The following is a 12,718-nucleotide window of genomic DNA, read 5'->3' on the forward strand; positions in this document are numbered from 1 at the left end:
AAACATTTTTTTGGATTCCTGGTACTTCTCCCTACGTTATGAAATCATCCGTTCTCAACTTCTTATATGCAGTTCTCAACTTTATGCTAGAACAACATTGAAAGAATACGCTTACAAGTTATACTTAAGATAAACTCTCCTAAAGAAGTAGGTGTCCGGTGAACATCCTGCGTCGACTGACTCTTTATCCCAAACTTGTTTTGACTTTCCTTGTCATTATTGTTCCGTTCGTTACGATCAGCCTTCTCATGAACGTTCGAAGCGAACGGCTAGTGCGAAATGAAATTACCGGGTCCATGCAGGCAAAGGTAAATTATTATATGAATGCACTTGAAGACGACTTTGGTCCACTCGTGACCCTTCAAGAGCAATATATGCTTGATGATGATATTTTTAACCTCGCTTACTCTTCGATCATCATGTCAAGCGAACAGTATACGAAGTCAATTAAGGATATCCAGAAGAAGCTGCTTATCCTTAAAAACATGAGCCCTTACGTGGAAGATGCATTTGTAAACATCCCTGCACTTAATCGAAAAATATCAGCCTTATCCTTTAATGATTTGAACGCGGAAGAAGCAGCTGCCTTGAATCAAATGGCCAATACGTTCGAATCTCCTTTTCTCATCTACCAAAATCATTTATGGATGAATCTCCCCTACCCTAACAGTCCTCCTGTCGGCAAAGGATTCACGTTAGGACTAGAGATGTCCAGCCTCGCGATTAAGAACTCATTAGCTGACTTCCTCGTTGATGGCAACGGTGGCGCCATGATTATAAGTGATGATTTCACTTGGAACGAGACAAGCGGCAATGTTCCTTCCAATCGGGAGAAAGTCAGATCTCTTATACATGGTCAGCTGGAGAATGGAGTTAAGAGCGGCTATGAAATAATAAAAGATGAGAACGCGACTTATTACGGCTTTTATGAAAAGTCTAATAAATTAGGTCTCACTCTTGCGATATTCGTTGATGAGAACAGCTTCATCGGTCCTCTGAAGCAATATTCGTATTGGCTATGGGGAATTAGTATCGCGGCCCCGTTGTTGATTCTTCTCTTCTCTTATATGCTGTATCAGATCATCCATACCCCGCTCAAGCGGCTGGTTGGCGCATTCAAAGGGCTCGAGAAAGGCAATTTGTCCTTCCAGCTGAACTACCGTTCCAGAGATGAATTCAATTATTTATATCTGCAATACAATCGAACCGTATCTAGACTACAGGAGCTCATAAACGAGGCTTATGTTCATCAATATCAAATCAAGGTCGCTGAGCTTAAGCAGCTGCAATCACAGATCAATCCGCATTTTCTATACAACAGCTTCTTCAATTTGTACCGACTTGCCAAGTTAAATGAGAATGACAAAGTAATCGCCTTCTCCAAGCATCTTGGTGAATACTTCAAGTACGTAACCAAGAACGCGGACTCCGTCCCTCTCGAGCAAGAGCTTAAATTTTGCAGATCCTACGCTGCTATCCAAGGCATAAGATTTGATGATCATGTCCGCGTCGAATTCGGAGTTGTCCCTGATCGAGTAGGCCAGCTGAGTGTACCTAAACTATTCCTCCAGCCATTAGTCGAGAACGCCTACCAGCATGGTTTGGAAGATCAGATTGAAGAAGGGCTGGTCATCATTTCGTTCGAGGATTGCGATAATCACGCAGAGATCTCGGTTGAAGATAACGGAACGATGAGCGACGAGAAATTGAATCATGTGGTTTCCTTGCTTACAGATCCTGACTACAAGTCGGACAGTGAAGGGTTACGAAATGTTCAAATGCGCATTCGGCTCAACTTCGGTGAAGAAGCCGGATTACGGGCGGATCGCGGGACATCCGGGGGCTTGCGATTGACCATTATGATTCCATATAAGGGGGAGTCTACCGATGCTTCGACTCATGATCGTAGATAATGAGCCTATTATTGTCAGAGGATTGCAGCAGCTTCTTGCTGAAGAAGCGCCATTCGAGCTGGACGTATACGGCGTGCATTCGGCCGAAGAAGCGCTGAAGCTGCTAGGCATGATAAAGATGGATATTGCCCTGCTAGATATTCGGATGCCCGGAATGAATGGACTTGAGCTGCAAGCAAGAATCTCCGAGCAGTGGCCGCACTGCAGGATCGTCTTTTTGTCCGGCTATGATGATTTCAACTACATTCAGACAGCATTCCGAAATGGCGGAGTCGATTACGTTCTTAAGATGGACGGTGACGAAGCGATTCTGGAAGCTATCCAGAAAGCGATTGACGAGCTGTCGCGTTCCGGCGAGATGAATCAATTAATCGATCAAGCCAAAGACAAGCTGCAGCAATCACTTGCCCCACTGCAGAGAGATTATGTGAAGCAATTAATTCATGGCCTTGCAACTGTTAAGCAAGAGAAAATGCACGAGCTTCAAATCCCTATGGATCTATCGGTATCTCCCCTTTTCCTGCTTTCTCGAATTGATAGTTGGAGTCCTTCCCATTCGGATTCCGACAAAGCATTAATGTATTACGCACTGCAAAATATTGCCGGAGAGCTATGGTCGGGCTGTCAGGCCTTTAGCGTTATGCTCGATTCGAATGACATGGTCACCTTCATCCAGCCTATTCCGGGTGGTCGATGGCAAAGCAGCAGCCCACAATGGATTCGGTTTGTCATAGGTCAGCTGGAGACGATTCAAACCGCAAGCAAGCAATATTTGAAGCTGCCCGTATCACTTGTGGCGAGCGCTGAGCCAGTTGATTGGAGTCTGTTGCATTTGAAGTATTCGGAACTGAAGCAAATGATGTTTTATGGCTTCAGTCAGCGCACAGAGATGCTGCTCACGGATGTGGTTAACCGCAATTTCACAAACGGCAGCTCTATAATGAACGAGACAATTATTAAAGCGCAAAGCCGGCTGAAGCAGCTGTTAACTTCGGAGATGGCAATGGAGAACCGTCTGCTGCATGATTTCGATGAACTCGCTGAACTCTCACGTAAGCTCACGGGAGACCACCCTTTCCTGTACGAAATGTATAACGGTGTCGCCTATATGCTTCTGTCGGCTATTAACCAGCAATCGCGTAAAGATGAATTTCCAAATGACTGGCCAAGGAAGCTGATCTCCTTGGAAGCCCATTCTACTTGGGAAGAAGCACTGGACTACTTAAGGAGCATCATCAGCCGTATCCTTCAGTTTCGTAATCATGAGAGCGAGGCTGGAACGCATCTACTGGTTGCGAAGCTGAAGTCGTTTATCGATGGTCACTTGGACGAGGACTTGTCTCTCATCCGGCTCGCAGAAACCGTCTATCTCAACCCAACCTACTTATCCCGTCTTTTCAAGCAGCAAACGGGCCAAGGTATCTCCGAATATATTGCTGAGCTTCGTCTGTCTAAATCCCGTGATCTGCTCAAATTTTCTAAGCTTAAAATTCAAGAGATCGCTCTGAAAGTCGGCTTTGACTCAGCCACTTCATTCGGAAGATTCTTCAAAAGAGAAATGAACGCAACACCTCAAGAATATCGTGATTCCGCTTCATGAGTGTAATGAAATGCCGCCGGCTAGTTGCCGACGGCTGTTTTTTTCGCCTATTGGAACACTCTGACATAATCGACGAACATATCAACCTGATTGTTGTATCTCGCCAGATCGATTGGCCAGCCACCACCGAGTGCCAAGTTAAGCATGAAGTACATAGGTGTTTTCGCTTGCTCAAATGTCGCATGACGCCAAACTTCAACGTTATCAATGTAATAGATCGTATCGGTTGGCGTAATTTTGGTGCCATAAATATGCCATGTAGATGCGTTGTCGCCAAAGGCGAAGTTGGAGGATGAACAATGAGTATCATGTATTTCCGGACTGCCCGACCACCAGTGCTTCGCCTGGCAAGCCCCGCTTGGATCTTGTCCGTATGCTTCAACCGTATCGATCTCCGCTGTCGAAGGTACACCTTGTGAGATACTATTCTGTGACATCAGCCAGAAAGCTGGCCAAGTACCTTTGCCCGCCGGCATGAGGATCCTGGCTTCGAAGTAGCCATAAGTTGCCGCGACACCTGTTCCATCCGTACGTACAGATGACAGCAAGCCACCGGTGTAAGTACGGTTCCAGCCCATTGGGTCTACGGTGCCTGCAGGTGCTTTACTCGCACGAATACGCAAATATTGGCTGCCTAATATAGCGAATGGATTGTTAGCACTGCCATAATCCGCAAAGATTGCCTCACCGAATTCCGTACCGTTAGGTGCATCAGGTTTGGATGTTGCATAAGTAGCCCCTGCCCCAGTTCGGGAAGCAGACAGTTGACCCGTGAAGTCATCCTGGAATAGTACGCTCATACCAGATGCTTGAGAAGGCGCGGAAGGAATACCTTGCTTCCAAGTGACTCCACCCTCATTGTATAGTTGCAAATAACAATTATCGGAATGAGTAAAGTTCGAGTCGCCTTCAGCCGAATCCCAGGAACTAAGTACGACAGAAATCGGTCCATGCGGGAATTGGTTAGCCTGGAACGTCACTTCGCCATATCCGTTCGCATCAGGGGTGACTCTTGCAAACCAGGAATCATAACCATTAGCGCCTGGATTCGCGGTATCCGGTTGATGCCAGGATCTTGCCCATACGTTCTTCATTCCCGGAGAATAAAACTTAATGGTGACTGCGCCATTAATAGATGCCCCATAGGAAGGCGACACAACGCTAAGCTGGTATTCAGGATAATCACCACCCGGCGGTGTGGTAGTTGCACTACCGAAATATTTGATCTCCGTCACACCGGAAGAAGAACCTGCCTTCGGAGTGAATACAACTCTTAGCTTAGAAGTCGTTACCGGTGTGAATGTTACTATATTGACTTGATTACCTGTCGGAGCAGTCGGCGATTTGGATTGATTATCGGTATTCGTCCACATTGACCCGTTCCAGTACTGAACATTATAGGAAGCTGGTGCTTTGACACCTCCTCCGTCATCGAACAAGTAAATTTCCGCTTGTGCGACAGTAGAGCTTGCGCTGAGGTCCATTTGCAGCCAATCGGTGGAATTCGGTGACTGATAGCTGGTCCATCGATTACGTGGAGAATCATTATAGGAGATGATCCCATCGTTCACATGAGCAGCGTTATCTGCACTAAAGGTGTAGGATGCAGAAGATGTGCCTGCAAGGGCTGATCCTGAAGGTGTCGTTGGCGGTGTGACTGTCGAAGTATCCGTGCCGTAGCTGATTTCTGTAACACCAGATTTTGACCCACTTTGATGGGTGAACACGATTCTGAACTTTGAAGCTGTGACAGATGTAAAGGTCACTTTGTTTAATTGGTTGCCCGCAGGAGCAGCTGGTGATTTCGACTGGCTAGTTGCATCTGTCCATACACTGCCATTCCAATATTGCACATTGTAGGAGCTTGGCGCCTTGATGCCTCCCCCATCGTCGTACAAATAGATGTCTGCACTGCTTCTTGTCACTGCTGAACCAAAATCCGTCTGTACCCAATCCGTAGAGTTAGGCGATTCATAGGCCGTCCAACGGTTATGCGGTGTATCATCGTAGGACATTACACCGTCGTTCACATCATCAGCCTGATCCATAAAATACGTGTAAGATGCGGTTACGGTTGCCGTCGTATCAAATGCATAAGCCTGGAAGTTGGACAAGAGAAGTACCGAGAATACGCTTACAATTAATAACGGCAGCATGGCTTTTTTAAACCAAAATTCCTTTCTTAACATCAATCATCACTTCCTCTCACATTTTAGTTGCAAGAGTATTATATCGAAGCGGCACCTTATCGACATCATCCGTACACAACTTTTACTCTACCGATATCTACTTCTTGCTCTTATAGACAACAAAAGCTAAGGGTGAGACGAGATTAACTCATCGCACCCCAGCTTTTGTTAGGCCTTGGCCCCATATGCAGCACTAGCGTTCCTCCGCTTACCATATCCTCGTGATTAATCCACGCATATTCATAAGGTTGGCTGTTTAATTCAGCGGATTGAATGTATTTGTTAACATCTGAAACATTTTCAGCTCGAATCGTAAAGATGCGCCCGTTCTCCTGCCGGATTCGGATTTCGTTAAAGATCGGGCTGCCAATCTCATAGACAGGCTTACCAGGACATACCGGGTAGAAGCCCATTGCCGAGAATACGTACCAAGCTGACATCGCACCGTGGTCCTCATCCCCACATATGCCAAGCGGCCCGTCGTTAAACCACAGCTTCATAATTTCCCGGACTTTGCGCTGCGTTTTCCAAGGTGAGCCTGCATGATTGTACAGATATGGAATGTGGAAAGCTGGTTCATTACCCATGCAGAATTGTCCAATCAACCCTGTTGAGTCAGGGAATTGATTCAGAAATTCATACTTTGATCCGCTATATTGCTCGACGAACAACGCATCCAGCTTCTGCTCAAATTCATCTCTGCCTCCGAATAGGCGGATTAGTCCTTCAATATCATGCTGAACATGGAACGTATAGATCCATGCGTTACATTCCGCGAAGAAGTCTCGGCCCCCTTGCCCGCCGCCGCGCTTCGGATCATAACCCTCCACCCAGTTGCCGTCTGATGACTTCGGTGCCATAAAACCAATCTGTTCATCGAACAGATTCTTGTAATTGGCCGCTCGATTCATAAAGTACACATAATCCTCTTCCCTATTCAACTCTTTGGCTAACTGTGCAACACACCAATCATCATAAGCGTGCTCTAATGTAACAGATACCGCTTGCCGTCTCTCAAATCCATGAACTTCCGGAACCGATTCTAGTTCATCTTTTGCTAATGCAGGAAAAAAACCTTTTTCCGCATAAATACGGTCCAGCTCTGTCAGTGGGCTGTTATCTGTCCACGGAAGCATCGTAGCTTTCATTGCGTTATGGCGAATCGCCTCATAGGCCTTCTCCACATCGAAATTCGTTTCTCCCTTGAGATACGTATCCGCGAAGAAGGCCGCTGCATGATTGCCCGTCATATAAGGGCGATCACCATGAAGACCTGGAAATTGCGGCAGCCAGCCATTCTGCTCGAACATACGTATGTAGGAAGTAATCATATCAGACTGTCTGCTTGGCTCAAGCAGAAGCTGCAACGGATGCAAGCAGCGATAGCTGTCCCAAAGATTGTCCATGGTATAGTATTCATGTTCCCCTGCTTCATGTTCAGCATGATCGAAACCGCTGAAATACCGACCATTTTCCGTTATATTCATCATGGGAAGAAGCGATCGGTAGAGCGCCGTATAGAAAGTCGTTCGTTGTGCTTCCGAGCCTCCATCCGCTTCGATTCGGCCAAGAGCCTCGTTCCAGATGGTCCGCGCTTCTTCTTTCACTACATCGAAGCCTTTATTTCCTATCTCCAGCTCTACATGGCTGCGCGCCTCATCGGTTCCAAGATGAGAGATTCCTATCTTAAGCTCAATCACCATTTCTTCGACAAGATCACTGAAGGTTATGATTACTCCGGAAGCTGTTCCGTTCGTCCATGAACCTGCCACAGTGAACGGACTCGAAATCTCTATATAAACCTGATGAGGGACATTGTCTATCGTCGTTTGACCAATGATTGCCTGTTCATGAAGCACCTCAATCTCTGACTCCATCGGCAGTTGAATGAGAATCCGGGCATCCGTACCTTTCTGATAAGCAATGCGGAAAAACCCACTATGGCTTAATGCCGTATAATCCGTACGAATCTCGGAATCTTCCAGCAGTACCGAGTAGAAGTAAGGGGTCGCTGTCTCCAGGTCATGATCGAAAGACGATGTGTAGGAAGCTGAATCGGACTGATTGTCAAAGATATAAGGCATAAGAATGGTGCAACCTACTCGGAATCCATGAATCCGGTCCGCCAAGTATCGATCCATCACTCCAGGGCTCATCACAGGAATAACTTGAGCCATTCCATGCGGCAGTGACACAATGGGAGAAGTCGAGGTCAGCAGATGACCAATGGATCCGATATAGGGATTTACATAATCAATGGGGTCTTTATATCCCATGAGCTTCACTCCTTTCATTTAGCGGCAAACTTGTTGCAAGTGCAATACAGCGGAATTCGCCATTGCTATCCATTATTGAGGCTGAATCACCAGCTTTTGAAGGTCTGCAGGCGCAATAGAAATGATAGAAGCGATCCTTCCAGTAAAGAACTGAGGATTTGTGTGCGTGTGTCTCATCGAGCTGTCCCGGTTCTCCATTCTGGATCCAGGGTTCGGAAATTGTTGTCCATTCAACGAGATCATTCGACACAGAAAGCAAACCTTGCGCGTGCTTGCCGTCAAAGCCGAAGCCGAAGTTTACCCAGCTGCCTGTGTGACGATCGAATCGAATATAGGGGTCGCTGATATATTGACTGTAGAAGGTGTTCGCCTCAGTAACTAAAGCTGGTTCATCAGATAACCTCTTCCAGTTCCTCATATCTTCCGATACGGCGATGCCTGTCTCTTCAATCCATGGCCATTCAGGTCTATCTTTGGCATTGTAGAACATCCAGTAACGCCCTTCGAATTCAAGGAAACAGCATTTGTAAAGACCTGCCTTCTCCCACTCACCTCCATTCTCATAGGAGAGGATTGGCTCGCTCAGCCGATGCCATTCGAGCAAGCTCTCGTCCTCGCACCATGCGAGTCCCATCTTGGCCCCGCCGGACTCGTAACCGTATTCCGGATACGAGTGATAGATCATCCAGTATTTGTTGTCTACTTTTTTTAATCGAGGCAGTTCGTATAGATCGTTACTCTCCAGTAAAATCCATGAGCCAGCTGCACCAACATGATCCCAGCGCGAAGGATCCTCGTCTCGATCCAGGATTACTCCGACACGATTCCATTCCACAAGATCATGACTTGAAGCGAGTGCCGTTCGATAACCTAACCCGTCGAACCCAATATGCATCATGTAAAACTGTTCATTATGATAGAATACGAAAGGACAGTCTACAGCCCAAGCATCATAGGCACCACTCTCTCCTGATCCTTGGAGAACGGGAACAGCTCGTTTATAATCCGTACGCAGATGCTCGAATCTTTTTAAGTTGCTCTTAATCATTCTCTACTCCCTCCCTCGGTCATTAATCCTTCACACTGCCTACAACAACCCCTTTGATAAAGAACCGTTGCAGGAACGGATATACGCAAATGATAGGCAAAGCAGCCAAGAATATCTGCGCACTTTTAAGCGTACGATCCGAAATATCCCCCAGTGAGTTGGCATCTGCCATCGATACGAGACTTAAATCCCGATTGATAACAACCGTTTGCATATAGCTCTGTAAAGGATATTTTTCCGGCGAGTTCATTAGAATAAGACCATCAAACCAGGAATTCCAATGTCCAACCATGGAGAAGAGAATGAGAGTTGCAATTGCAGGCATCGACAACGGGACGTAAATGCTCCATAGAATTTTCCAATGGCCGGCCCCATCTACGAAAGCGGCTTCTTCTATTTCCTTGGGCAAGCCACGATAGAAATTCAGCAGCAGAACAGCGTTAAATACATTTACCGCTCCAGGCAGAATAAGTGCGCCGATTGTTCCAAGCAAGTGAAGCTTCTGGATGACGATGTACCACGGAATAAGCCCGCCGCTGACTAACATCGTCAGTACGAAAAACCATACATAGAACAGTCTTCCAGAGAATGCCGCTCTCTCCTTCGAAAGCGGGTAAGCGAGTGTAATCGTCAGCAGCATATTGAGTGTTGTGCCTAATAATACCCGTTCCACACTGATTCCGAGCGATCTCAAGAACTCCGGCTTTTGTATGACAAAATGATAGGATTGCCATGTGAAGTCAACCGGCCATAATGTCACCTCCCCCGCGCTTGCAGCTGTACTGGAGCTGAGCGATACCGCGAGGATATTAATGAGAGGAAACAAGCACAGAAAAGCGAGCAAAATGAGAATGATGGAGTTGCTTATATTAAAAATACGACCGGACACGGACATTGTCTTCATCTGTTCCCCACTCCCTCCCGATTAGAAAATTCTGTAGTTGGCTACTCGATAAGCCAAGTAATAGGATCCGGAGATCAAGATAATGGAGACCACCGATTTGATCAGTCCAACTGCTGTTGCAAGACTAAACTGAGCTTGCTCTAGTCCAAGCCTGTATACGAGAGTGTCAATAATATCTCCGCTTTCATAGACAACCGGACTGTACAAGTTAAAGATTTGATCGAATCCGGCGTTCAGGACATTACCCAAGCTTAAGGTTGCAAGAAGAATAATAATCGGGATCATGCCTGGAAGAGTAATATAGAGCGTCTGTTTCCATCGATTTGCCCCGTCAATTACGGCTGCTTCATACAGAGCAGGATTAATTCCGGCTAGTGCTGCCAGATAAACGATCGTGCTAAATCCGAATTCCTTCCACACATCCGAGATGACGACAATACCTGGGAACCAGCGGACGCTCCCGAGAAAGAAGATGGGTTCGATCCCAAACAAACCGAGAAATTGGTTCACAATTCCGGAAGTTGGCGACAGAATATCAATCAATACTCCGCCTAGAATGATCCAGGAAAGAAAATGAGGCAGATAGATAATCGTTTGTATCCATCTCTTGAATACTTGCTTACGCAGTTCGTTAAGAAGCAGCGCAACGAGGATCGGGACGAATAAGCCAGCTACAATCTTCATTACAGCGATGAGTACCGTATTACGAATGACCTGCCAGATCTCCGGCAGCTTGAACATATAATCGAAATTATCCCAACCTACAAACGGTGATCCGAACATACCTTTGACAATCGAGAATTTCTGGAATGCGATCATGAGCCCTGCGATTGGACCATAGCTGAATATGAGAACTAGAATAAACGATGGGGCTACCATCAGATGTAATGGCAGCTGGCGACGCATCTTTGGCTTGAACATTTACGGACACCGCCTTTCTACCTTGAAAAGTCAGGAAGGCCGGAAGCGAGTCCCGGCCTTCCGAATTCATTTATGAAGAAGGACAATTAAGATTTCTTAGCGTACCAGTCGTTAACTTCCTGTGTGACCTTCTCGCCGCCAAGCTTATTCCAGTCGCTGACGAACTTGTCGAAATCGGAGATTGGAGCACCTAGAATAATTTTAGTGAACGTTTCCAGGATCAATTTATCCAAAATCGCTTGTTTTGCCGTCATTTCCGGGGTAGGAGCTCCGAAGAATTCGCTCTTCATTAAGAGATTTTTATCCACGTAGTTGTCACCAATGACTGCCCATGAACCGCCTTCTCCAAATACTTTGTTTGTACCCCAGTTCGTTCTGTCTCCACCTTTAAACAGGACAATCTTGTCATAATAGCTCTTCTCTTCCGGATTCAGTGTAGCTGCATCGTTAGATTGAAGCGCTGCGACTACATTCTTATGAACAGTGAGCAAGCCTTGCGGTGTACCGAATCCGCCTTGCATAAGGGCATATTTAAAGAATTCGATTCCGTCTGCACTGTGGAATTTAGCTGGTTCGGCTTTTTCGCTAATGATTTTCTCATTATAGAGATTAAATAACTTCACGATGGCTTCCGGATGTGCCGCACCTTTCTTCACTACCCAGAAAGCATTGAAATCAGCTTTGGATTGTGCCATAGCCGGTGTGCCGTCTACGGATGGGATTGGGAATACTCCCCACTCTGCATTTGGATCCTTCGTGACACCATCTTGCAGCGGCCACAGCGGATTCCACATTGCTCCGAAGTTCATTCCTATTTTGCCTGCTGTTTGCAGCTCGGCTGCCTTGCCGCCATCCTTGACACCAAATTCCTTGTCAATGACTCCTGCTTTATAGAGTTCTTGCAGTTTGGCAAGCGCATTCTTCATCTCCGGCTGTGTGCTGCCGTTAACGAGTTTGCCGGAAGCGTCTTTGATCCAGATATTCGAATAAGCATGGAAGCCGTTCATGAAGCCGGAGAAGTCCGGGTAACCGCCGAACAAATCCTTCGAAGCAGCCAATCCGTACGTATCATTCTTGCCGTTGCCATCAGGGTCTTGTGTCGTGAATGCTTCGGCAACCTTAATAAAGTCATCCATCGTTTTTGGCTCTGGCAGGTTCAGCTTCTTCAGCCAATCTGTTCTAACGAACAACAGCGGTGCACCGCCCAGATAGTCTTCTGCCGGTGGAATAGCGAGCAGCTTGCCGTCATAAGTTGCAGCTGATTTGGCATTTGTTCCGCGGTCAATCATCGCCTTCGTCAGGTCTGAGCCGTAGTCTTGAACCACTTGAGTGAGATCCTCCAGTTGTCCCGCTTCAGCAAGCTGCCGGAATTGTAAGGAATCAACTTGGAAAATATCCGGCAATGAATCCGAAGTGATAGTCAAATTCATCTTCTGTCCATATTGATCGCCATTGACAATCCAATTGTACTTAACCTTAATTCCTAGCTCTTCTTCGTAAGCTCGCGTCCATACGTTGTTCTCAATCGTGTCTCCATCCTTGAACTTGTAAGTAGGATCCGTGTAACGTACGGCGGTCACTTCAATAGGCGGATCGTATTTGGCATTTGGATCTATTGTTGGAGCAGTTGACTCGGATGGTGATGCAGATGCTGTCTCTGTAGCTGGTGACGCTGATGGTTCTGTGTTGTTGCCATTATTTCCGTTATTATTGCCATTGCCGCAAGCGGTTGTAACCGCTAGTAAAATCGCGAATGAAGCAGCTAAACTTCTGTTTCGCACCTTCTTGTTCATACTGTGCCCCCCATTAATATGTGATAGGTAATGTTCCTTATATGCTTAATGATATTACAGGTTTAGCGCTGAGC

8 protein-coding genes are annotated in these 12,718 nt (G+C 46.5%); 2 read left to right on the forward strand and 6 right to left on the reverse strand.

The window, feature by feature from the left end; genetic code table 11:
* The first annotated feature begins 158 nt into the window (after positions 1-158).
* Positions 159-1,913, forward strand: a complete 1,755-nt coding sequence (locus tag AC0YNT_RS15945) for a sensor histidine kinase (protein WP_475805500.1) — start codon at positions 159-161, stop codon at positions 1,911-1,913.
* Complete coding sequence (locus tag AC0YNT_RS15950) at positions 1,888-3,513, forward strand: response regulator transcription factor (RefSeq protein WP_475805501.1); 1,626 nt, start codon at positions 1,888-1,890, stop codon at positions 3,511-3,513. Before AC0YNT_RS15945 ends, AC0YNT_RS15950 begins: the two co-directional genes overlap by 26 nt.
* Positions 3,514-3,560: 47 nt before the next feature.
* Here AC0YNT_RS15950 and AC0YNT_RS15955 read toward each other — a convergent pair whose 3' ends face one another.
* The 6 genes from AC0YNT_RS15955 to AC0YNT_RS15980 all read right to left on the reverse strand — a co-directional run bounded on the left by AC0YNT_RS15955 (position 3,561) and on the right by AC0YNT_RS15980 (position 12,644).
* Positions 3,561-5,702: a galactose-binding domain-containing protein gene (locus tag AC0YNT_RS15955; protein WP_475805719.1), complete on the reverse strand. Its 2,142-nt coding sequence runs from the start codon at positions 5,700-5,702 to the stop codon at positions 3,561-3,563.
* Between the two features lie 143 nt (positions 5,703-5,845).
* Positions 5,846-7,978, reverse strand: a complete 2,133-nt coding sequence (locus tag AC0YNT_RS15960; RefSeq protein WP_475805502.1) for a GH92 family glycosyl hydrolase — start codon at positions 7,976-7,978, stop codon at positions 5,846-5,848.
* Entirely contained in the window at positions 7,968-9,026 is a 1,059-nt protein-coding gene (locus AC0YNT_RS15965; RefSeq protein WP_475805503.1) for a glycoside hydrolase family protein, read from the reverse strand. The genes AC0YNT_RS15960 and AC0YNT_RS15965 overlap by 11 nt, the downstream gene beginning before the upstream one ends.
* A 22-nt stretch (positions 9,027-9,048) precedes the next feature.
* Positions 9,049-9,930, reverse strand: a complete 882-nt coding sequence (locus tag AC0YNT_RS15970; protein WP_475805504.1) for a carbohydrate ABC transporter permease — start codon at positions 9,928-9,930, stop codon at positions 9,049-9,051.
* Between the two features lie 21 nt (positions 9,931-9,951).
* On the reverse strand, positions 9,952-10,851 hold the full coding sequence (locus tag AC0YNT_RS15975) for an ABC transporter permease (RefSeq protein WP_475805505.1): 900 nt from the start codon (positions 10,849-10,851) through the stop codon (positions 9,952-9,954).
* A gap of 86 nt (positions 10,852-10,937) precedes the next feature.
* Positions 10,938-12,644 carry an extracellular solute-binding protein gene (locus AC0YNT_RS15980; RefSeq protein WP_475805506.1) on the reverse strand — a complete coding sequence of 569 codons (1,707 nt, stop codon included), beginning with the start codon at positions 12,642-12,644 and terminating at the stop codon, positions 10,938-10,940.
* Positions 12,645-12,718 lie beyond the last annotated feature (74 nt).

The organism is Paenibacillus sp. J22R56, assembly GCF_056269375.1.